Annotated in this window: 17 protein-coding genes and 1 pseudogene; 9 read left to right on the top strand and 9 right to left on the bottom strand. The window is 59.7% G+C overall.

Features of this window, described 5'->3' with window-relative positions; all coding sequences use genetic code 11:
- Positions 1 to 109: 109 nt before the first annotated feature.
- Entirely contained in the window at positions 110 to 688 is a 579-nt protein-coding gene (locus tag CGZ66_RS28360) for a UPF0149 family protein (protein WP_245331259.1), read from the top strand.
- A 90-nt stretch (positions 689 to 778) separates the two neighbouring features.
- Here CGZ66_RS28360 and CGZ66_RS41395 read toward each other — a convergent pair whose 3' ends face one another.
- From CGZ66_RS41395 to tssA, 9 genes are all read right to left on the bottom strand, one after another.
- Entirely contained in the window at positions 779 to 901 is a 123-nt protein-coding gene (locus tag CGZ66_RS41395) for a hypothetical protein (RefSeq protein ID WP_280952832.1), read from the bottom strand.
- Between the two features lie 191 nt (positions 902 to 1092).
- Complete coding sequence (locus CGZ66_RS28355) at positions 1093 to 3039, bottom strand: type VI secretion system Vgr family protein (RefSeq protein WP_245331258.1); 1947 nt, start codon at positions 3037 to 3039, stop codon at positions 1093 to 1095.
- Between the two features lie 119 nt (positions 3040 to 3158).
- Positions 3159 to 4232, bottom strand: coding sequence for a type VI secretion system baseplate subunit TssG (tssG, locus tag CGZ66_RS28350; RefSeq protein ID WP_095090505.1), 1074 nt, complete (start codon positions 4230 to 4232; stop codon positions 3159 to 3161).
- Positions 4196 to 6082: a type VI secretion system baseplate subunit TssF gene (gene tssF / locus CGZ66_RS28345; RefSeq protein WP_095090148.1), complete on the bottom strand. Its 1887-nt coding sequence runs from the start codon at positions 6080 to 6082 to the stop codon at positions 4196 to 4198. The genes tssG and tssF overlap by 37 nt, the downstream gene beginning before the upstream one ends.
- On the bottom strand, positions 6082 to 6585 hold the full coding sequence (gene tssE / locus CGZ66_RS28340; protein WP_095090146.1) for a type VI secretion system baseplate subunit TssE: 504 nt from the start codon (positions 6583 to 6585) through the stop codon (positions 6082 to 6084). Before tssE ends, tssF begins: the two co-directional genes overlap by 1 nt.
- Before the next feature lie 54 nt (positions 6586 to 6639).
- On the bottom strand, positions 6640 to 7176 hold the full coding sequence (locus CGZ66_RS28335) for a type VI secretion system tube protein Hcp (protein WP_095090145.1): 537 nt from the start codon (positions 7174 to 7176) through the stop codon (positions 6640 to 6642).
- A gap of 131 nt (positions 7177 to 7307) precedes the next feature.
- Complete coding sequence (gene tssC, locus CGZ66_RS28330; RefSeq protein WP_095090143.1) at positions 7308 to 8810, bottom strand: type VI secretion system contractile sheath large subunit; 1503 nt, start codon at positions 8808 to 8810, stop codon at positions 7308 to 7310.
- A gap of 8 nt (positions 8811 to 8818) precedes the next feature.
- Positions 8819 to 9352 carry a type VI secretion system contractile sheath small subunit gene (gene tssB, locus CGZ66_RS28325; RefSeq protein WP_095090504.1) on the bottom strand — a complete coding sequence of 178 codons (534 nt, stop codon included), beginning with the start codon at positions 9350 to 9352 and terminating at the stop codon, positions 8819 to 8821.
- Positions 9353 to 9391: 39 nt separating this feature from the next.
- Positions 9392 to 10381 carry a type VI secretion system protein TssA gene (gene tssA / locus CGZ66_RS28320; RefSeq protein WP_095090142.1) on the bottom strand — a complete coding sequence of 330 codons (990 nt, stop codon included), beginning with the start codon at positions 10379 to 10381 and terminating at the stop codon, positions 9392 to 9394.
- A gap of 701 nt (positions 10382 to 11082) precedes the next feature.
- On the opposite strand from tssA, the gene xopAG reads away from it, so the two are divergent.
- The 8 genes and pseudogenes from xopAG to CGZ66_RS28275 all read left to right on the top strand — a co-directional run bounded on the left by xopAG (position 11083) and on the right by CGZ66_RS28275 (position 23224).
- Positions 11083 to 12657, top strand: coding sequence for a XopAG/AvrGf1 family type III secretion system effector (gene xopAG / locus CGZ66_RS28315; protein ID WP_280952831.1), 1575 nt, complete (start codon positions 11083 to 11085; stop codon positions 12655 to 12657).
- A 237-nt stretch (positions 12658 to 12894) separates the two neighbouring features.
- Positions 12895 to 13593 (top strand): annotated as a pseudogene (locus CGZ66_RS28310) (IS5 family transposase); the annotation flags it as partial.
- A 380-nt stretch (positions 13594 to 13973) separates the two neighbouring features.
- On the top strand, positions 13974 to 15272 hold the full coding sequence (locus CGZ66_RS28295; RefSeq protein WP_245331257.1) for a recombinase family protein: 1299 nt from the start codon (positions 13974 to 13976) through the stop codon (positions 15270 to 15272).
- A gap of 431 nt (positions 15273 to 15703) precedes the next feature.
- Positions 15704 to 17041 carry a type VI secretion system baseplate subunit TssK gene (gene tssK / locus CGZ66_RS28290; protein ID WP_095090140.1) on the top strand — a complete coding sequence of 446 codons (1338 nt, stop codon included), beginning with the start codon at positions 15704 to 15706 and terminating at the stop codon, positions 17039 to 17041.
- 26 nt (positions 17042 to 17067) lie between these two features.
- On the top strand, positions 17068 to 17358 hold the full coding sequence (locus CGZ66_RS39430) for a type VI secretion system-associated FHA domain protein (RefSeq protein ID WP_143748875.1): 291 nt from the start codon (positions 17068 to 17070) through the stop codon (positions 17356 to 17358).
- Positions 17348 to 18634: a type IVB secretion system protein IcmH/DotU gene (icmH, locus tag CGZ66_RS28285; protein ID WP_245331256.1), complete on the top strand. Its 1287-nt coding sequence runs from the start codon at positions 17348 to 17350 to the stop codon at positions 18632 to 18634. Before CGZ66_RS39430 ends, icmH begins: the two co-directional genes overlap by 11 nt.
- A gap of 57 nt (positions 18635 to 18691) precedes the next feature.
- The gene (gene tssM, locus CGZ66_RS28280; RefSeq protein ID WP_245331255.1) at positions 18692 to 21505 is read left to right on the top strand and encodes a type VI secretion system membrane subunit TssM; all 2814 of its coding nucleotides are present in this window, start codon (positions 18692 to 18694) and stop codon (positions 21503 to 21505) included.
- 108 nt (positions 21506 to 21613) lie between these two features.
- On the top strand, positions 21614 to 23224 hold the full coding sequence (locus tag CGZ66_RS28275; protein WP_095090137.1) for a hypothetical protein: 1611 nt from the start codon (positions 21614 to 21616) through the stop codon (positions 23222 to 23224).
- Positions 23225 to 23230: the final 6 nt, after the last annotated feature.

Below are 23230 nucleotides of genomic sequence, written 5' to 3'. Positions count from 1 at the left end.
TCAAAAATATCTGTAAAAAACACTTGCAAGCGGGAGCCGTCCACATATGGAACTGGGGGCGCCGCGAAGAGATGCCGCTCTCCTTGGCGGCATGAGCGCGATCGATGACATGGCGCTGTCGGACGAGGCGCTCGAGGCCTGGATGGCCGCCAAGACCGCCCGCCGCCCGTTGGTGCGGACCATGTCGGCGCTGGATGGCTTCGTAACGGCGGCGGTCACCGGGCCGCGGTTCGCGGACCCGCAAGACTGGATGTGCCCGCTCATGGGGTTGCCGCGCGACGTCCTGGCCAAAGGCTCTGCAAACGATCATGCCGTGTTTGCAAGCCTCGCCAGGATCCACAACCGGATCAACGAGACGCTCTTCGACAGACCGCAGGATTATGCGCCCCGCTTCGGTACCAAGCCCGGCGGCGGCATCGACCCCCGGCCGTGGTGCCAAGGGTACCACGCGGCCATGAACCTCAACATCAAATGTTGGAAACGGCTGCTCGACCTCGACAACCCCAACCACGGCCTGCTGCTGCCGATCCTGATCTACTGCATCGACAAAAAGGGCAGGCCCGCCCTTGGCAAGCCCCGACCGGGGCCCGAGACCGCGCATTTCATCGAGCACGAGGCCTACAAAGACATCGCCCTCGTCATCCCAGCCCTCCGCGAACTCCACTACGTCACCCACTACCATCAGTGATCGGCGCCGGCGCGCCGGCCAACGAGCGACCTACCATAGACGAGCCACAAGACGATTTTGGGCAAGGTGCCTTGGTGCATCGCTTACCGCTCAGTTGACCATTATCTTGATGGTCGCGACCGCCGGCGGCGTATCAAATGCCATCGCGTGAACCTTTTCCTTGCGCCATATCTTCACCTTGGTTTGCTGCCTGCGTTCCCGGCTCGCCGCCATGGTTCTTCGTCAAACCAGCCAAGCAACTCCTCGGTAACTCCTGCAAATGGATCAGGTCGCCGCCGTTCTCGCTTTTGTTTTGATTTCAGCCACGCGGTGGGACGGGTTTCGTCGCCCCCTTCCAGGCAGTTCGCACTCCTGAGAGGAACCTACCGAGCGCGGGCTCCGTCACGGGTGCCGCATGGCCTTCATCATCGCTGGCGTGGGCGGGCCTGGTGTCGTCGGTGGGATGGAAACGGTGGCTCCGAGCCTGGGAGTCGTTGCCAAAAGCCGATCGTCGCACCGGCGATGCTGATACCCTTGCCGCTGATTTCGATCGCCTGCTGACCGGTTTTGCCCATTGCCACAAGGCGGATCTTATCGGGCGTCACCTCGATGCAGTTGCCGGCTGAAGTCAGGAGGTACTGACCCTTGACATCGATGCAATAGGAATTACCAACCTCCACGGTATGGTCCCTTTCTGCCTTCAGATAGACCTCTTCGCAACCTTGTTTGTCCTCGAAGCGCAGCTCGTTGTAGGCATTGACGGCGCCCTGATCGGTGTGCGTTCGGAAAGTCGAGCAGGTCTTGTCCAGCGGCAGGGTTTCAGGAGGCAGGTTAGAGCCGTTGTAGACGACACCGGTCACCAGGGGCCAATCTGGATTGCCGTGAATAAAGTTCACGACAACCTCCTGGCCGATCCGGGGAATGATGACGTGGCCGAAGCCCTTACCCGCCGAGCTCTGGGCAACCCTGATCCAACAGGAGCTGGTGTCGTCCTTATTGCCTTCGCGGTCCCAGAAGAACTGCACCTTGATGCGGCCGAACTGGTCCGTCGCGATCGTATCTCCCTTTGGGCCCACGACGACCGCCGTATGCGGTCCCCGAATCTCCGGCTCGGGCGTGCGGCGCGGCGGGCGATACTGGGTGGTCGCGGGGATAATCTCCACCGTGCTACGATATACGACTTCTCTCTCCCGACCCGCGGCGTCCGCTTCGGTGCGAATGTCCCCCAACTCTGCGACCAAAGTGAAATCACTCGCGACCGCCAAAAACCGATCACTGGGCGTTGGGCGCGCACCCACATCGCCATAGTAAAAGGGATTCGCAGCCTTGAAGATCAACCCTGTTCTAATCTGGCGTGCCGTACATTCGACCCGCGCACGATAAGCGTTGCAGGCGAGCTCTTCGGCGCGGATGCAAGCATAGAAATCCCCGTCCGCTTTTTCGGTGTAGCGTCCCGGATAGACGAAGGTCTCCCGAATTGCCGTGGAGCCGCCGCCAAAGGCTGTTGAGGTATTGACTGGCCTGAAGCGCCCGGCCTCGGGAGATCGGATGAAGGTGCCTTCCACAGGCTTGCAAGCTGGAATGCCTCCGATCTTCACGGAAGGAACTTGCGCGACGGCCGTGAGCTCTGCCCTCGGCTTCTCATGGTTGTAGTCCTTGAGAACGACCTTGTTCGGCTGGAGCGACACGACCTCCTCCCAACGCAGGATGACGTCGTCCCGATGTAGATTTGGCGCAGGCCTGAGGTTGTGGTGCGTCTCCACGATCTCGGGCGCGCAGGCGATGTGGCTCGCGGCGTTGTCGACCAGCACTAGGTCGTGTTGGTCCTCCGCATGTTCAAAATAGTAGTAGATGCCGTCCTGCTCCATCAGTCGGCTGACAAAGGCCAGATCCGTCTCATCGTACTGGACGCAGTAGGAGCGCTGTGGGAATCGTCCGGTGGTCTGGTTCTTAAAATTTCCTTTGTGTTCCCGAAAAATCGTGGTGATGATCTCTATGCTGGTCTTGTTTTGAAAGATCCGACTGTTGGAGCGATAATCGAGAAGCGAAAGCCAAGGTCGCATCTGCGCCACGTAGTTCAGGTTTGCTCCGTCATCGTGCCCCAAGTATTGGAACTCCGTAACGATGCCGTGGAAGAAGCGCATTGCAGAGCCCTTGAGTTTAAGGCCTACCGCCAAGCTTTGCCCGGGAATCGTAGCAAAGTTCTGGATCGGATGGCGGCTGACGAGCCTCACCTCGTAGTGGAAGAGTTGCCCCAGCCGCTCGGTGCCTGTGAGCCGTCGGAGAAAAACATCATCGGGGTCGAACGCGGCCAAGGTGACCGCAGCAGAACAATTGCGCTTCAGGAGATTGTCGATTTTTGATCGGACCATCATTGTGTTCCTTGGTTTCGCTGCGATCTGGCGTAAGTGGAAAAGACCCAACCGAAGACCCGCTAGCAAAATGTGATGGAAAGCGTCGTCGAACCGGTGTGGGCGCCACGCTCAAGCAGTTACGGCGGAATTGGACACAATTGCTCCAGCCGCTGATCAGGCGGGGTAGTCGTTAGGTCATCGGCGTCCCGCCGCATCTCCCGCTTGCCTATCCAACTCGTCCAGCCGAGCCTGCCGCGGCGACCCAGCCGCACTTCCGGCATCTCCTCGCGGCGGAGGACAAGATTGACCTCCCAGTCCAGTTCATCTCCAATATAATTGCGGATGATCTGAGCCATGGTCCTAAGACCGAGAGCCCCGGGCAAAAGCGACTCGTACTGAACCAGGCTGAGCGGACCGACAATGAGACGAAAGCGGTGGTGGTGCACTCTGATCCTCCTACCGGCAGTAGCCGTGCAGCCCAGCCTGCCCGTGCGCGGGTCGAGGCCCAGGAGGCAGAGCGAGACGCGGGGCAGTTTGACCCATTGCGGGACAAACTCACGTGTATCGACCGGCGCCTCGAAGAAGCTCGCGACGATGGCGGCAAGCCCCTCGGGATTGCGGGTGTGTGAGGCGAGACGGCCGGTGAAGTGGAGTTTGGCCAGATCGGGCATAGCATCTCGTGCAAGCAGGGCGGTCATGCCAAAGCCGGCGAGGGAGGCGAGCTGAAGCGCGAAGCGATCTTCGTGTGGCCTGTCGTGGCTTACGGTCGGCTCACTCTCCGCCCAGGCACGAAAGAAGAACGAGGCCATACGGTGATGGAAGATATCGGCAAACCTGACCAGCGTCTCATCCGCGGCGTTTTGCTGTCTGAGAAGAGCATACTCCGTCAAATGCAACGGGAGAGGACCGTTGGATCCGAACAATCCGAAGAGGTAAGTGGAGATTCGCGCAAAATCAGTCTCCCCTCCATCCGTCACGCCCGCGATCGGTCGCGTCGGAAAGGCGAGCGAGGGCTCTTGGCCGATCCGCACCCGATCCAGGCTCGGCCGGCCCGATTCCCCCAGTCGAGGTCGATCTGAGCAGATCGCGTCGACCCGCCGCAGAGCCTCGAAGAAGTCGTAACCATGCGGTTCGGCTGCAACGGCGCTGAGGAATTGGCCGAGAGCGTCCGCAATCAGAGGATCGCCCGGCGGCCGGTCATCGTCGGCCATCGCATGATCTCCCCTCGTTGCAACGTCGAGACGACCGTCTCCGTGAAGCTGTTGATCGAAACGTATTTTGCGAAGAACTGGTTGAGTACCGAGGCGAGCGGAAAGATGCCGACGCCTTCGAAAGCCGCTTCGTCCAGGGTGATGCCAACCTCGATTCCACGTGCCACGGCGGCTTGTCCACCGCCAGGCAGCCGCCGGATCGCAGGTTGTGACCGGATCTCCCGGATGCCGTCGATCTGCCGTGAGGCGCACGCATTGTCCGGATCGATGTAGAGGCGCAGGAGTTCGCGCAGCGCCTCTGCGCCTTGGTGACCACCCCTGTCGGAATTACTGACTGAAAGGTAGTTCAGCGAAAGGTGGCTGATCAGTTTCCAGGTGAAATCGCCGTTGGCGAAGGAGTGGCCTGGTCGGCTCGGTGGCGATATGCACCGGGTGGCGGTAACCGGAGCGCCGATTTCCAGGGTGAAGTCGGTCTCGTCTCGGCCGATCGGTAACAGCAGCGGCAAATCCCGGTTCGAGCACAGGCAGCGCACCGACAACTGCTGAGGTCCCGCCGAATAGGGACCCGCCCGGCGATCGACCAGAGAGACGAAGGTCTCGCTGCCGATATAGCCAGTTCGCGCCCCATTCGATCGTTGGTGCTCCGACATCTGCCGCTGCTCCCGCCGGAGCATGTAGTACCTGGAGTGCTGCTCCTCCCGGCCGTGCGCGCTGATGCTGTAGAAGGGGAGGAACTCGGCGGGGGCTGCTCCGTTGCTCTCTCCGTAGCCACTCATTGCGAGGATGGAGTGAACCTCAAAGTCGAGGGGCCTCATCCTGTCTACGATTACATTATGCTCATGGTCTTTTTCCCTCACGTGAATTCGATCAGCTTGGCGTTCGAACAAATTGATCGCAGGGGTCGCGAAGAGAGCGATGTTCTCAGGTCCGAGATGACGTTCCAGCCGTGGTTCGACTCGGCCAAGCGCGAACACGATCTCGAGGCTTTCCGTCGTTGACAGGGACACGGCGTCGGCAAGCCCACTCACCTCGACGAACAACGTCCGCTCCGCGATGGCGAAATACTCCTGCAGGAGACGGTAACCGTCGAAGGAGCGTGGGACCTCGGGCAGGAGCGCGCAGTTCGGCTCGAGACCACGCTGCCGCAGCATATTGAGCGGGATTCTCTCCTGCCAAGTGATTGGCCGGCCGACGGGACGGGCAACGATGGCGCGTGTGTCGGCGATCAGCTGCTCGGCAAGCGCCGCACCGATGCCACCGGGCCCGAGAAGGTGTAGTGTCAGGGCCTTAAGTGAGAGTCGATTGAATGGCATGCCGTTGGTGGTACGAAGCCGCAGTCGAAAGGCAGCCTTCACCTGTTGCCGGGCCGGAAGATCCAGGGAGGAGATCTGCCCGGGCGTCGCGAAGTAGTCGGCGGCGCTCACCATGATCGGCCATAGATGGACGTCGTGAGCCGTGCGGAACTCGCAATGGGTGACGGCGCCCGGAGCGAGTCGGCCGAAAAGTTTGGTTCCGCGCGGCACGACGTATGCATTCTCGATCGGTCCGGCTTCCGCATCCGGTTCGAAGCGCACGATCGTCATCGACGGTATCGGCGGTAGAAAGTGCGGATACACCATCTCCAACAGGTGCTGCGTGAAATTCGGGAAACGTGACTGCAGCTTCAGCTGCACCCGCGCGGCCATGAAGGCGAAGCCTTCCAGCAGCCGCTCGACATAAGGATCGGCGACCTCTTCTGCTTCCATCCCGAGCCGTCCGGCAACCTTCGGGAAGGAGCGAGCAAATTCGGCCCCCATCTCGCGCATGTAGGCCAGCTCATCGTTGTACAATCCGAGAAGCCGGGGATCCATCAGCTTGTCTCCGGATCCAAACCAACACGGACAACTTGGAGTTCGGGATCCACCTCCGTGCGCATTGTCATCGGCAGCGGAGCAGGCAGCGCCCACAGATAGGCCGCAATCTTAAAGCGAAAGGAGCTGCAGTCCTGTCCGTCGTTGAGGACCATCACCTTAATACTGCGCGGTAAGAGCCGCGGCTCGAATCGCTGCAGGCTCTCGGCGATTTCGTCTCCCAAGGCGCTCGAATCGATGCCTTCGCGGATGTGCCCGCTGAGAGGCCGGACCCCGTAGTTGAGTGTGCTGGCCGCGACGAGGGGGTATGCGTGGAGTGCCACGCTTGAAGCCAATTGATTCGTGTTCAACAGCCAGGACACGTCGCGTAGAATCACCTCTTGTAGTTGGCGAATTGAGAAACTGCGCTTGTCCTGCGTTTCGCACGCGCTGTTCGGCTCATCGTCAGTGAGCCTGTCGAGGAGGGAAGGCTGCACCAGATCCCGCCTAAGATGCCTGGTCATGTTCGATCTCCAGAATCGCAATTTTCGACGAGGCGACTGCCAATTTCGCCACCGTCAGCTGACAACCAGCTTATTGAACTCGGCGCTGTTCGAGACCTGGTTCCAGATCCCTTCGCCTGCCTTGGTTAGAGCGCCATGCATATCCTGCTTGTAATAGATCATCTTGCAGGCGCCGAACCGGCAGGTGATCGTCTCCTCCGGAGCGTCTTCCGCATAGGCCCACTCGACCTTCTCGATCGCGAGCATGTTGAAACTCCAGTGCAAGAATAGGTTGGAATCAGCTGTGAGAAGTCCGCTGCCTGTCGACTTGAAGAGCTTTAAGTCAACGTCGTTAAAATGCGCGCCTCGACCGCAGGCCACGTACAGCGCGGATGAGGCGCTATCCACCTGCTTCTTAATAGTGAAAACCTCGAATTCAGCCTTGCCTGTCCCAGCGCCGACAGTGTGAGGCCCGATGTTGAGCTTGTTTTCGATTGAGAAGCTCCATTCGTCGGCAAGCGTAAAACCATCCTTCAGGATAAGAGATTCCCCTTTGGGCTGAATGCCATCCTTGGACACTGTGTTGAACTTCATGACTGCGTCGAACGCCATGACGAATTCTCCTTCGGTATCGTGACACTGGGGCCGGGCGGTTTTGTCATATAGAGCTGCCGGGTGCGGCGAACGGCCCTCTGCGGACCAAATTTGCCTTCGCCACTTCCTTTATGGAAGGACGTACCCTCTCAGCCTTTTCGGGCAGACGGCAGGCGCGACACCAGCCTCAGAGAGATGGTCAAGCCTTCAAGCTGGTAATGCGGCCGCAGATAGAATCTGGCAGTGTAATAACCAGGATTGTCTTCAGCCTCGTCCACCTCGACCTTGGCTGAGGAGAGCGGCTGTTGTGCCTTGCTTTCTTCGCTCCCCAGCTCGGGCGAGGGGTGGACGTAACGCTGGATCCATTGGTTGAGCCACTCCTCGACCTCATGGCGCTCTTTAAACGTGCCAATCTTGTCCCGAACCAGGCACTTCAAATAATGGGCAAAGCGGCAGATTGCGAAAATGTAGGGTAGCCTAGCGCTGAGCTCAGCATTCGCTGACGCGTCCAAGTCTTCGTACTTGATCGGTTTGTTGACGGTCTGAGCGCCAATAAATACGCCAAGATCGGTATTCTTGCGGTGCAGCAGCGGCAGAAGGCCGTTCTTGGAGAGCTCGGCCTCGCGGCGGTCGCTGATCGCGGTCTCAGTGGGGCATTTTAGATCAACGCCGCCGTCGTCGCTTCGGAAGGTATGCACCGGCAGGCCTTCGACGAGGCCACCGGATTCTACACCGCGTATTCTGGAGAGCCAGCCGTAGAGCTTAAACGAGCGTGTGATGTTTACCCCCATGGCATAGGCTGCGTTCGTCCAGAGGTACCTTTGGCTATCGCCGCCGTCCGTCTCCTCCTCGAAGGCGAATTCGTCGACCGGGTTGGTCTTGGTCCCGTAGGGCAACCGCCCGAGGGTGCGCGGCAGCGTCAGCGCCACGTATCGCGAGTTTTCGCTCTCGCGAAATGCTCGCCAAGTGGCGTGCTCGGGCGTTAGGAAAATCTTCGTGATGTCGCGTGGGTTCGAGAGCTCGCGCCAAGAGTCCATCTGCAGCAGATGCGGGGAGACAGCAGAAATGAGAGGGGAGTGGCTTGCCGCAGCAATTTGCGCGAGTCCCGATAGCAATTCTATGTCTGGCGGGGTATGGTCGAAATAGTAGTCGGCAATCAGGCAGCCATAGGGTTCACCGCCGATCTGCCCATATTCTTCTTCGTAGATTTTCTTGAATAGCGGGCTCTGATCCCAGGAGACGCCCTTGTATTTTTTCAGGGCACGAGAAAGCTCCTTCTTGGAGACGGGAAGAAAGCGAATCTTTAGCGTCTCGTCTGTCTCGGTGTTCACCGTAAGGTGATGCAAGCCCCGCCAGGCTGATTCCAGATTTTGGAAATCCTCGTGATGGAGGATCTCGTTGACTTGTGTGGACAGCTTGTCATCGATGGACGCAATAATCGACTGGATAGTAGCCACGATGTCGTCGCTGATCAGGGACGTGTTACCAAGCGCCTGCTCGGCCAGTGTTCTGACTGCGCTATCCACGGCATCACGGGCTTGGTCCGAGTAGATCCTTAACTCGCATTGTAGCAAGCTGCTGAAACCGTCCGGATCAAACGTAGCAACAGTGGCGTCTTGCAACACGGCGGAGATTGTATCTGTGGACGTCATGATCAATTCTACTTCGTCTCTGTGGGTGGCAACTGAGGCGCTTTATGTTCAGCCTCGGGCACGCCGCTCAGGGCGCTGAGCAGGGACCGGTCGGCGAGCAAATTGGCGATCAACCGCTCGGCACCGTTCTTGCCGTCCATGTAGGCTAGAAGATTAGAAAGCTGCGTTCGCGCCTCAAGCAGCTTGTTCAAACTGTCGACCTTACGCGCCACGGCCGCAGGCGAGAAATCGTGCATTCGCTCGAAACTCAATTCGATGGCAAGCTGGCCTTCGCCCGTCAACAGGTTCGCTACCCGCATCGCCACCCTGGGCTTCAGCGATTTGAGCCGATCATCGAAGTTGTCAATGTCGATCTCCATCATCTTGCGCTCGGCAAGCGGAGGCAACGGCGCGGCAGGATCGCCTACGAGATCAGACATGACGCCGACCACGAAGGGAAGCTGCACCTTCTTTTGCGAGCCGTAGGTCTCGACGTCGTATTCGATTTGGACGCGAGGAGGGCGATTTCGCGAAATGAACTTTTGACTGCTCTCCTTTGCCATGTGTTCCATTCTCCTTGTCGGCTATGAAGTTGCGATGCCTCAAGTACCCTCGTCGGCAATCAGGCCGGCTATGGAGCGGTAGTGCGCAGCACCCTCCGGCGCCAGCTCTGCCACTAGAGCCATGAAGTCCTTCGACACGAGACGCTTCGCCCGCTCGAGCAGCGCTGGTACGGGGCTGGCCGGCTCGTTAACTTGATACCAGCGGCAAACGCGGCCGAGGATATTGACGACGTCATCTCGGTCGCGGATCTCTCCCGGATATGGGGCGTCGCCAGAATCCTCCGACAGGGGCATTGCGGCCACGGGCTCGGAGCGTCTATGGGCATCGACCAGTTCCTTGCCTTGGCGAAGCAGCGCTGTTAGAGGTTGGAAACGGACGGCTTCGGCCATGTCGACGCGCCGCTTAACGCTACCATCCAAATCGATGACCGCCGAGAGGCTGGCGTCGAGATCACCGCTTGTTTGGTCGAACTGGCCAGGATCGGTGTCGCCAAAGGCGAGTTTGATGGTCGTGGTATCAACTTCACATGGCTGAGACTGCTGCGCTGACATCCAGTCACCGAGCGCAAATGCTCCGAACCGCCTGGAAGCGGTGAGAGGAACGCGGCGGATGTCCGCCATAAGCCCGGAGGGATCGCACAGATTTGCCAAAGCATTGAGACGCACGGTCTGGTCGCCGCCGTCGTCTGCATCCGGCCGCGGATGTAGCTCCGGCCAGTAAATCTCGACATAAGCGACGAGAAGCTCAAGGCTCTTGGCCAGTCCAGAGAAGCCGAACTGGCTGACAGCGGAGCGTGTCAGCAAGACGCCGATGCGAAGGTCTTTGGTACGCGTAGCAAGGTCGAGGCCGAGCCGCCACACCTCTTCCCAATTGGGAGCCTCTTCCGCCTTGAGAGAGCCGCCGATATGCTGGGCAGGCCTCCCCTGCGACGCCATCTCAAATTCCAGGAAGCTTAAGTCGTAATCGAGAGCGTCCCCGCACGCGTTGCCCTCGCTGACCGGCCTCAATAGATATTCTGCATCGAGCATGACAACCCTGGACGTCGTGACTTTTACTGGGTCCGTGCTACCCCGATCCCGGAGTGCCTTGGGCCCTTTCGCTCATTTTAATGATGATCCCGGGATATTTCGCATGCGTGATTGATATGCAGGTATGCTGAAGCGCGGAGTCCACGCTTCATCCTGTGGCTGATATCGGCTGCGCATGTAGAGGAGCAGTGAATGCCTGGGGTGAGCGGTTGCGTGCGTCAAATTCTGCAAAAAGGGGCGGCCACGAGGCTGCTTGGTCGTCGAGCCTGACCGAGAGCAACTCTGTCGCCGTGCATCATGGAATATTGATTGTGCATGGCAAGGGGCGGCTGCCAGGCACTAGCATGGGACGCTCACTATCCTGGTATGGAGTGGCGGCAGTGACCACGGAATGGTGGATCGAAGGCATGACCCAAGGGGAAGCGGAGCTGGACCACGTCCTGGACGCATGGGTTGCAAAAGAGGATCAAAGAGAAAATGAGAATCGGGAAGAGGCAACAAGACGCCTGCAGCGATGACTGGCCAGAGCAGGTTTGACCGGTGCCGGCGACGCTGACGCCGAGCGGGAGCTCGGATTCACATCCGTAACGAGATCGCCCGCGAAATTAAGGGCGAGCTGACGCGCCAGGTGTTTGGTAACCGCGACATCGATCTGTGCGGCAGATCAAAAAGCGGCGAAGCGGAGGCGTCGTAAGGGCGACATGAGGGGTGGAAATAGAGAACCTAAAGGCGCATTAACGGGGACCCAGCGGCTTCTTGACGGAGTGGCTGGGGATCCGAGTGCGAGGAGTGTATTTTACGCTTGGGTTCGTGCACTCACCGAGGTTGGTTCCCAGAGCACGGCGCCACCCCCTGCAAGGCATTCTGCACTGCTGAATCCGGAGGGAGAGCTCGGCAGGAAAGGAGCGGGGAAAGGCGGAACGGGGCAAGGATCGAGCCTTTCCGCGCGCGCGGTTAAGTACGGCTTGTTCCTCGCGGGTGCGGGCTACGCCTACAACGAAGTCGCCAACAACTTCTTCCTGTCCACCACGGCGTTGCATGACGGGAAAATGGGCTTCACCAGCAACGAGCGGCTCAGGACCGCTCACGCGAAAGCGAGGGAGTATTATGACAGCTATCACGCCGCCGGCGCCGAAACCCAGCGTTCGAGTGAGCGCACCGCGGATCGAATCCGTACCTGTGGCAACAATCAATTTGCAACGTTGATTGATTACCGGGCGGCGACCCGCGTGCACGTCGCGCGCCTCGTGGACGATGAGCAGGCGCGCGCGTCACTCATTCTGAACCTGGCGTGCATGAAGGGTCATCTTGTTAAAAATGAGTGCGTGACCAAGTACAGGCCGCCGCAAGTCCCCAAGGATCCGGACCTTACAAAGAGCCAGCTGTACGATCAGAAGAACAAGTACGCTTTGACAGGCGTACTCAACGAGAAGACCGGTGCCTACGGCTACACGTCAAGGTCAATCACTCATCCCTTCGTGAACAAGGGTGCCCGGCACTTCCACGATACCATCCGCAGCGAGAAGGGCGTAACTCTCAAGCGATGCAACGAGACACTCGAAGCACTCCTCGACAAGGACTGCGGGCTTGGCGAGGAAGCTCAGTTCGCGGCCGGCCAAGCCATTCTTAATTTTAGACAGGTCTATGCTGCGCACTGGGGCCATGCCGAAAAGGTCGTGATGAAGACTCTGGTTGAGCACGGCTTCCTGTCACCGGTGGAGACTGAGAAGCTCGATTCGACTCTGATGTTCGAGAAACCCGACAAGAACAAGCTGCAGCGCAACACTAGCTTGGTGGGTCCGTGGCTGCACAATTTCGAAACCCGGCTCCAGGAGATCCGATCGGGTCAGGAGCCCGCAGTGGTCGCGGATCTGAACCATCCGCAAATCGCGGACATGAAATACCTGCCCATCGCGCATTTCAAGTTGAACGAGCAGGGTAATGGTTTCGAGGACTGCTCTGGACTGGGCGATTCATTCACATGCGCCAATGCCGTCGCCTGCATCAACCACGCTCGTTTAATGAGTGGTCGGCAGCGGCTCTCGAAGGAAGAGGTCATGGTAATCATTGCGTGCGTCAACGCAGTGTACGATGACACGGGTTCAATGCGGCATACGCTTCACGAGATAGCGCGCGGCTGTTTCGCGGGCGCTGGCTACACCATCGAGGATGCGGATGAGTTCTACACGGTTGTCTGCCGAAAGGCAGCGGAAGAGTTTTATGGTGGAAGGAACCTCTCGAAGCGTATTGGTGATAGTGTCGGGCCTTCTACGTAGACAGGCCCGCGCTTTAACCGATACCATTGGGAAGGACCGGCCTCGACGGCATTCGATGTTGCTTGGCGATCATTCGCAGGTGGTTCGATGCGTGCAGCGTCGGATTCCGCTGCTTCGCCGTTGATCCAGAAGGCATTTGGTGGACCGCCGCGGCTCTAAGTATCTGCTCCAAAAAGAAGTGAGTGATTTCAGCGGGTTGTGATTCAGTCGGATTGCTGAGATTCGACGGAGATCACGATGCCCTGGACCGAAACCACTCGCCCTCACTATGAACGGCGCTGCCCGCGCTACGCAAGCGACCTGACGAACGCGGAGTGGGCGCTGATCGAGCCGCTGATGCCGGCGCCGAACCGGATCGGCCGCCCCCGCAAGACGGACCTGCGCGAGGTTGTGAACGCGCTGCTTTACATGGCTTCGTCGGGCGGAGCATGGCGGCTTCTGCCCAAGGACTTCCCCCCGTTCTCGATGGTGCAGAAATACTTCTGGCGCTGGCGTGACGAAGGACTGCTGCGCACCATCAACAATGAACTCGTCATGGCGGCGCGCGAACGCGAAGGCAGGGAAGCAAGCCCGTCTGCCGGCGTCATCGACAGCCAGACGGTCAAGGCCACCGAAAGCGGCGGAATACGAGGCTTCGACGCTGGCAAGAAGATCATGGGCCGCAAGCGCCACATCGTCGTCGACACGCTGGGCCTGATGGTCGGCGTGGTCGTTCACGCCGCCGACATTCAAGACCGCGACGGCGCGCCGGCCGTCTTGAAATCCATCCTCAAGCGCTGGCCGTGGCTGCGCCATGTCTTTGCCGATGGCGACTATGCGGGGCCGAAACTGCGCGGCGCCCTGCAAAAGCTCGGAACGTTCACGATGGAGATCGTCAAGCGGTCGGACAGCGCCAACGGCTTCGAAGTCCTGCCGCGCCGATGGGTCGTGGTCCGCTGTACAATGTTGCCAAGTTTGGTTTCGAGTGGTCGGTGCGCATTGAGCGTCCACGCCGTATGCGGTCGCTTGTTGAGGTTCGCCGCGGTTGGGATGCGAGTCGATTTGTCGCGGCCGAATCAGAGCCAACTGGGGATTTAATGCGCCATCGACGGCCGAGCTGCGAGCCGGCCGATGGAGGCGCACATGGTCCGGCGCAAGGATCGCCCTGTGCTGCGCATGCAGGTGTCGTTCGAAGCGACAAGAACCGGCCCCCAACATCTGCTCGAGGCCTACGCCCATCTTGTGCCGACGATACGGCGCACGAAGCAACGGCAGAAGCGTCGAGCGGACCCCTCATCGAAGGTGACGAAAGCGATGACGAGATCGGGAGGTGAGCAATGACCGAGACGCAATGTGCGCTCTATGCGCGGGTGTCGAGCGAGGCGCAGGCGCGCGATAACACGATTGCAAGTCAGGTGATTGCGTTGCAGGAACGCATTGCCACCGACGGCTTCATGCTTGAGCCAGGTTACAGCTACGTGGATGACGGCTACAGTGGTTCGACATTGCTTCGACCGGCGCTGGAACGGCTGAGGGATGCGGTTGCCGGTGGCCAAGTCGACCGTCTCTATGTCCACGCCCCCGATCGGCTCGCCCGCTGCTATGCCCATCAGGCGCTGCTGATCGACGAGTTTCGTCGTACCGGTGTGGAGATCGTGTTCCTCAACCGCCCCATTGGTGGCACGGCCGAGGATGATCTATTGCTTCAGGTTCAGGGTGTGATCGCCGAATATGAACGGGCCAAAATCCTCGAGCGGAGCCGGCGTGGTCGCCGTCACGCGGCACGCTCCGGCTCCGTCAGCGCGCTGACGGGTGCTCCCTTCGGCTACCGTTATGTGAGCCGCGACCAGAGTGGCGGCCTGGCACGCTTTGAGGTCGTGGAGGAGGAGGCACACATTGTTCGACTGATCTTCGCATGGGTCGGCCTGGATCGCATGAGCTTGCGAGGGGTATGCCGCCGGCTCGAGCAGATCGGCTGCCGGACGCGGACAGGAACGACGCATTGGTACGCCTCCACGATCCGCGGCATGCTCGCCAATCCCGCCTATATCGGACGGGCCGCTTTCGGGCGAGCCCGCTACGTGCCGCCACGACCGCGGTTGCGGCCGATCCGCGGCCACTCACAACCCTCGCCGCACGCCACTTCGCGCGTTCCCGTACCGCCTGAAGAGTGGATCGAAATTCCTGTTCCCCCGCTCGTCGATCCGACCGAATTCGAGGCGGTCCATGCTCAGCTTGAGGAGAACCGGAAGCGCAAGCGCCAACGCACGCCGAGCTCGGACTGGCTGCTGCAGGGCCTCGCGGTGTGCCGGCGTTGCGGCTACGCCTATTATGGCAAGCGCGCACCTCGCGCCCGCAAATACGACCCGACGGACACGCTGCGCTACTATCGCTGTATCGGTACGGACGGTTATCGCTTCAGCGGCCACCCCGTTTGCGACAACCCGCAGGTGCGCGGCGATCACCTGGAAGAAGCGGTGTGGGATCAAGTCAAAGGTCTCCTGGAGGATCCGCGCCGCATGGCCGAGGAATACCGTCGCCGCCTCCTTGCGGCCCGTGACGAAGTCCGTGAGCCGGAGGAGATCGCCTGTGAGAAGCTGCTCGCAGACGCCGTCAAACCTAAACTGCCAAAGTAGTGTTAGATACGTGATCTTGTTCGCACCCGTCAGCGTCCGCCGGCGCTAATACACTGAAGATCAGCTCGCTGGCCGTCACGTGGACGCGTAAGCACCAACACGCAGTTGGGCGGTTTCGGTTGCCGCTCCGGCCCACCACTCGCGGCACGCCAGAAGGGCTAGATCGACGCTTGCCCGCCCCCGAATTCAGCAATCCGCACGCGGCATCAGATTGGAATTGGCGATGTCGCATTAGAAACGGCATCCGTTATCTCAATCCGAGAGCCCTGTATGGCAAATCGCGGCAGCCAGCAGCCTCTTTTGGCGACCCCAGACACTGCATTCGGGCCGCGAATGGTTGCATATCGGCTACGCATGTTAGGGAGCAGTAGAAGCCTGCTAAATTGCCGCTGCGGTTGAATCATCGGTGCGTCAGACGCGGGGCAGTTAAGGTGTCTTTAGAAAACAGGGTGGTGTGGTCGGAAGGCCTGTTTCTTCGACCGCAGCACTTTCAGCAGAACGACCGTTACGTGGAAAAGTTGCTGCGCGGCAGGACTGCCGCTCTACATGGCTATGGCTGGGGCATCACTGAGCTCCGCATCAATCGCGAACTACTCGCTCTCGGCAAGATCGCTGTCGAAACGGCATGTGGCGTCTTGGAGGATGGCACGCCGTTCAGCATCCCCGATGACGCCGACCAGCCAACTCCATACGATGTTCCGGAGTACCTTCGGGATTCGCTCATCCATTTGGCGGTACCGCTTCATCGAAGCGGGGCCGTTGAAACCGACGTGCGAGCGGAAGCTGACGTGCCGATCCGCTTCGCGGGCGTAAGTCAGGATATCATCGACACAAATGCCGGCGAAAGGGGCAGCGCCTCCATTGAGGTGGCGCAGCTGCGGTTTCAGCTCTTGCCGGACGCGGCGGATCGGTCAGCCTTCACTTGCCTCCCGATCGCCCGTATCATGCAAGTCCGGGCCGACCGGCAAGTCATTCTCGATGAGGCGCACGTCGCGCCAACTCCCGACTGTGCCAGCTCCCACGTCCTCTCGAACTACATCACCGAGATCACTGGCCTGCTTCACCATCGTGGTGAGGCTTTGGCCGCGCGAGTTTCGCACTCGGGGACGCATGGGATCGCGGAAATCGCCGATTTCCTTCTGCTACAGGCGATCAATCGTTACGAGCCCTACTTCTCCCACCTTTCCAAGGCAGCGGTCGTAAACCCGGAATCACTGTATGGCGTCATGCTCCAACTGGCGGGCGAACTAGCCACCTTTGCCCTGGTTGAGAAACGTACTCAGACCTTCGGTGACTACAAGCACCACGCTCTCGCGCATACTTTTTTGCCTGTGATCCAGTCTATTCGGTCGTCACTAAACGCCATACCCGAACAGACGGCGGAGCCGGTGCCGCTACGGCCGCACAAATATGGGTTCCATATCGCCGAGGTGACCGATCGGTCGCTGTTTACGACCGCAAGCTTCGTGCTGGCCGCTCGGGCCGATGTCGAGATCGAGCGACTCCGACGCGAGTTCCCGCGCTATGTCAAGATCGGGCCGGCCGAGAAGATCGAAGAACTCGTCAAAGTCGCATTGCCGGGCATCACCATCAATCCCATATCGGTCGCGCCGCGTCAGATTCCGTTCCATGCTGGATTCACCTACTTCGAGGTCGATCCGCACAGCCGCTGCTGGATGGACTTGCCTCGCTCCGCCGCGTTGACCCTGCACGTCGCCGGCGACTTCCCCAAGCTCGAAATGGCACTGTGGGCCATTCGGGCCTGTTAGCAAAACAGTTTCCTGGGGCGCCCACTATGCAGAAGGCTCTGTTCTGTGTCCGTGAACGTCTCTCCCCATCAGCGATCGAAAGGGCGCTGGGGCGGACCCGTTCAATCTGGCCCAGCAAACATAAGGCGGCAAGCTGGGATGCGTTCGGCCGTGTCCTGGATGAAGTCGTCTCAAGCATCGAAACTGATAAGCTCCGAAGCTTCGACGCCCACTTCGAATCCGCGTATCGCGAGGGCGTCGGCGACCTGCACCCGGCACAGGGCCGTGACGAGAGCGCCCATTCCGAGAGGCATGAGCTGGGGGGTGATGTTGATTGAAAAAACGATCCCAATTTACCAGCCACCGGCCCGTTTGCCAGCCGAGAAGCCGCTGGAAATCCCTCCGCCGCCGGCGGCGGCACCAAACGAGTCTTTCTGGGAGACGCTTGCGCTCCATCAACCTAATCCGCTGATCGCGGCCGCGGCGGCGCTGCTGGGCCTTTGCGCTCAACTCAAGCGCGGTGGCAGCCATTCCGACGTTGAGGGATTGCGCCTGAAAGTGTTGCAAGAGATTGGTGCCTTTGAGCGTCGTATCATGCCGCTTGGACTGTCCTCCCCAGCGATCAAGATCTGCAAATACGCCCTTTGCGCGACAATCGATGACGTTGTTCTCAACACACGCTGGGGCAGCCACAGCGTCTGGATGACACGGAGCATGGTCGGATCACTGTTTGGCGATACCTTCGGTGGCGACCGTTTTTTCGACGTGATGGCGCACCTGAGAAAAAAACCGCGCGCCAATCTCGAACTCCTAGAACTGCTCTACTACTGCATAAGGTTGGGCTTTAAGGGCCGACACCGGGTCACTATGCGCGGAGCCGCCGAGCTCAGCGTACTTTGCGAAGACGTTTACCGTCTGATCCGCCGAGGCCGCGGTGATTTGGAGCGCGACCTGTCCCTGCACTGGCGCGGGGACTGTGAAGATCGGAAACTGCGCCGCAAATTCGTTCCGATCTGGGTCGTCGTAGCGCTCTTGGCGGGTGTCCTCCTGTCGATCTATACCGGGCTCCTGTTTGCACTAAATGCCCGCGCTGACACAGTCCTCAACGATCTCGCGAAATTGCCGCCGAACGGCACAGGGAGCGTGGTGAGGATCGTACCGCAACCAGCCGTTGCATTGCGCGGCGATCGACTGCGTCACTTTCTCGAGCCCGAAATCCATGATCGACTCGTCACTGTGAGCGAGGACGCGCAGCAGGTCGTCGTCACCATCCACGCCGCAGGGATGTTCGATTCTGCGAGTCCGAAGGTGAAAAAAACATTCGTGCCGCTTCTTCTGCGGATCGGCCAATCTCTTAATGATGAGGCAGGAACGGTCGTCCTGATCGGGCACACCGATGCCATGCCCATCCAATCGCTCGTCTTTCCTTCAAACCACTACCTCTCGCTTGCCCGTGCCAAGGCGGCTGGCGAGATTATCAAATCCATGATGAGCGACGCAGGGCGAGTGCGAGAGGAAGGCAAAGGCCGCGCGGAGCCGATCGCGCCGAACAATACGCCCGAAGGCCGCGCGCAGAACCGTCGCATCGAAATCATCATCAGGAAGACACGCTGAGAGGCAGCCATGAAGTCAATCCGAAAGACGCTTCGGTCGCTATGGGTGCGTGTCAGCTTGGCGGGCATCGCCTGTGCTTTAATCTTCATCCTCGGACCGCACATCTCGGTCGGTGAATCTACGCCACTCGACGACCTCGGCAGTCAAATTGCGGCGTCGATGGTGATTCTCGGATATGCCGTGGGCGTCGCGCTTCAGTCTAAACTCGACGGGGTTCGGGCTTATTTCGAAGACCTCGTCCAATCACAAGTGTCCGACGCGCTGGACGGGACTGGGGCAGAGCGAAAGAAGGCGAATCCCGCGAGTTCCGACCCCGACGTGGTCCGAGCTGGCACGGCTGCTGAAAAGGAGCTGCAGACGACACTCCTTCGTCTCCGCGAGACCCTTACTATCCTCAAGGGGCGCCGCTTGGCCGGAATCGTCGGCAAGAGCTGGCTCTATCAGCGGCCATGGTATCTGGTCATCGGCCCCCCCGGATCGGGCAAGACCACCGCAATCGTCAATTGCGGGCTCAGCTTTCCGCTGGCGGACAGGTCCAGCCGGAGAGCCCTCGGGCGAACGCGCAGCTGCGAATGGTGGATTGCCGACGAAGCGGTGCTGATCGACGCCGCCGGCCGCTACACGATTCATGAAAGCGATTCAGAGCGGGACAAAGCGGCTTGGCGCGGCTTGCTTCGGCTGCTCCGTCGCTATCGGCCGCGCCAGCCGCTGAACGGGGTCTTGGTAACCATCGCAATCAGCGACCTGAACTCGACATCCGACGACGTGAGCGTCGACCAAGCCAGTTGCATCCGTCAGCGGCTCCTTGAACTAAACAGGGAGCTCCGCCTGCAGCTGCCGGTCTATGTTCTATTCACCAAGAGTGATCTGGCGGCGGGATTTGTCGAGTTCTTCGGTGAACTTGGTGGCGAGGGGACGGAGGCCGTGTGCGGATTCACATTCGCGAGAGAGCCTTCGGAGGGCGACGGCGATCCGATGGAGTCTTACATACCAGCATACGATGCGCTGGTTGGCCGCCTGAACGAACGGCTGCTTGAACGAATGCAGCAAGAAAGTAACCCCCAAGGTCGCGCACTCATATTCGACTTTCCACAGCAGGTTGCTAGCCTGAAGTATGTGACCGAGCAGTTCTTGCAGGAGGCATTCGCCCGGAATCCGTTTCAGGAGCCGATTATGCTCCGCGGCGTCTACTTCGTAAGCGGGACGCAAGTCGGCACGCGGTTTGATCGTGTTGCGGAGGCCAGATCTCAGATATTCGAGGTCGCTAGGCCGCCTTGTCCTGGGCTCCCTGGCCCGCGGCGCAGTTATTTCATCGGCCGGCTGCTCCGCGATGTCGTTTTCGCCGAAGCTGAGCTCGTCGATGCCGATCCCCGCTTCCTCCGGCGTCAGCGGCGGGTCCGATATGGCGTCTATGCGATCGGTGCGGCGGCCATGATCGCCGCTGGCGTCTTCTGGACGGTCACCTATGTTCGAAACGTCACGCTGATCGAGAGCGTTCGTCTAACAGCTGACAGCTATGCCGCAGAGGCCAAGAAGCTGAACCTCGACCGGGTTGATAACAGCGAGCTTCGACCCATCCTGCCATTGCTCCAGCGGCTACGCAATATCAGGGGCGGCAATGCCGACGGCGACACGGCGGGCGATCGCCTCGCGGGATTGGGTCTCGACCAAAGCAAGAAAATCTCGCTTCAAGCGCGCGCGGCGTACCACCGCGCTCTCAATACTGTCCTGCTGCCACGGCTGATCTCCCGCTTGGAAACATTACTTGCGGAAACACACGATCCTTTGTTTCTCTACGAGGTACTGAATGTCTACCTGATGCTGGGTAAGCAGGCTCCGCTCCAGCGCGAGGTCGTCAAGAACTGGATGGCTGTTGACTGGCGCGTGATGTTTCCGGCCGAAGCGGACGCCGATCTTCGGCACGCGCTCGCTGATCACCTCGACGCCCTCCTGGACCCGCCACTACCTCATGTAGCGCTTAATAGTGAACTGATCGAGAAGAGCCGCGCGAAACTGCAGGCCGTCTCGATGCCCCGCGGCGTGTTCGACATCATCGCGACCAGTCCCGCGGCCTCGCAGCCGCCCACTTCGAGTCTGGACGACCATGCCGCGCCGTTAGCGGAAACCGTCCTGGTCCGTAAATCGGGACAGCCGCTCAGTGCTAAAATTCCTGGCCTTTATACACGAATGGGTTTCTACGGGACTTTCCTGCACTTGCTGCCGCAGGTGGCTGACGCTGTCGCTGCAGAAAGCTGGGTGCTCGATGCACAGGCAGTCGCGCCGGCCGCGGCCGGTGACGTGAGCCAGCAGCTGCGGCGCCCGGCGGCAGACCTCCACCCCCGGGAGTTCGCGTTCCGCCGGGACCAGCTCATTGGCGATGTGTCTCTGCGCCCAATTGGCACCATGGATGACGCGCTGCGAACCTTGGATACGCCGACCGCGCCGACGTCGCCGATGCTGCGGTTCCTTGTCGCGACGGCGCAAAAGTTAAGGCTCGAGCAGCGACCGGCCCCCGAGGACGGAATGACGAAAGGTAACGGCGTCGCAAAGAGCGAGGCACCACCAACTGACGTTGCGGAACTGATCCGCTCGCGAGCGGTCGCGGACAAGCCTGAAGCTTACGTCCGGCTCTATATGGACGATCATCTTAGGTGGCTGCACCAACGCGTCGACATACTGCCGAATAGTCAGGTGAGCGGGCAGGCGCCGATCGACAGTGCGCTCCAGAATCTCGGCGAACTGTATCGTTCGCTCAGCCAGACCCAAGGGCTGACGGGTTCGGACTGCTTGGAAAAAGACGATCAGGCGGGCGTTGCGATCCGCCAAATTGAGTCGGGAGCCACCAATCTGCCCGAGCCTATCAAACAATGAACTCAGAGGCGAGCTGAAGACGCCAGTTACTTTGATGGGTGAGCGGATCCTGTCCCACCCTTCACCCGACACACCATAATCAAGGACAGGATGAACTGGAGACAAACAATGGCTAAGGCCCATAACAGGCAAAGAGCACTGACGTTCCTGAACCTGATCGAACAGACCAAAGGCAAAGCCGATGTGGAGTTCTGTTTTGCCGTTGGCACAATCGGGGATCCGGAGGAGAAAGCTGTCGTGCTGGTGAAGAAGAGCGGGCTCAATAGTCTGGTCGGAATCCTGAAAAAAATGCCTTATGAAACCGGTGAGGATGGTAAAGCAGACGGCTTTGCGCTTCTGCAGCGCGGCACAGGCAAGATGAACGAAGACGGCGTTATCCTTCTGCGACTTGCCCGCGGAGGCAAAGCCGGATTCCAGCAGGTGAAAAGGAGGATGAAAGAGTATTTCAGGGGCTTCGGCCTGAGGCTACCCGACATGGAAGAAGCTGGAGTGTTAACGGAACAAGACGTTCGGTTATTTGAAGGCACTGTCATGACGAACTCTCAATATCTCCCGGCAGACGACGATGAACAACCGACGAACACCGTCAAGAACGCCGAGGATACCCTTTCGGAACGTGTCGAAAACGGGGAGGGGATAGACCGGAGCGAAGCGGAAGGGCATTCGCAGCGGCCTCTTTCGGACGTGCTGAAGCAGGGCGTTGCCAGCGCGGCGGCAACAATTTCCAATCACGTTCTAAGTCTGAGCGAGCAAATCGGCGCGGGCCAGACCGCCGAGTTGGCCCGATTGACTAAGAAAGTTACCGATTGGCTTGGGCCGATGCTGGCTGCGACGCCCCCGGACGAGCAGGAGGCAAAGCTGCACAACTCCACCAGCCGGTTAATGCTGATGTTGGCATGTCCTGAGAATCTGCGAAATCTCCAATACGTGGACGAGACGGCCGACGGCGTGGTCCAGGACGAGACACACGGCTCCGGCCCGGAAGAGATCGCGGTAAACGGCATAGATCTTAACAGAGTCCCGACCAACTCCCTCAAACAGGACGAGGTGATAGAGACCTTGTTTCGCCTGGCCAAGGCCAAGGCCCAAGAGCGACAGCTTTCCTTTGCCCTGGCGGAGGCGAATTCTGAAAAAATCGCGATGATAGTGTCGTCGCAATGGCCCAAGGAAGGCGATGCAGCCCGCAGGCGCGAGATTGTCGAGCGTCTGATCGCCGTGGTGGAGCAGCGGCTTGGCAACGATGATCACCTCGTTGATCTGCTTGGCGTCAAAGTGACCGACCATCAGAAAGGCAAGAAGGTCATCGTGAATTTGGTCGAAAACATCAAGGACACATGGGAGGCGTGTCTCGGCACTGCGTTGACACTGAGGGACGACGTAAAGAGCAGGATCAACCGGCTGATCGATGTGGAAACCCGTGGCGGAAGCTGGAGGCGTGTCGACGACATCTTCCTGCAGTTCAATGATGAGCTCTCGGATCAACTCACCGCCCTCATCGAGGAAGAAGGCGAGGCAATGCCAGGCGCGATTGAGCGCCTCGAAGCCACAGTCCATAGCAAGCTCAGCTATCTCGACAGCAACGCGACTGTTGCATTGCTCGATAATCCTCCAATGGACCTCGGCCCGGGCACCATCGGGCAGACGCTGCGGGCGGGGCTCGCCGACATCATCAACGGCCTAAAGCGCATCAAATCCTCGCACGCAACATCCGCGCCCTAGAGAACG

It is taken from the genome of Mesorhizobium sophorae (assembly GCF_002270415.1).
Classification (GTDB): Bacteria; Pseudomonadota; Alphaproteobacteria; order Rhizobiales; family Rhizobiaceae; genus Mesorhizobium; species Mesorhizobium sophorae.
The sequence above is the reverse complement of the archived record's forward strand: the minus strand, read 5'-3'. Positions and strand labels throughout refer to the sequence as shown.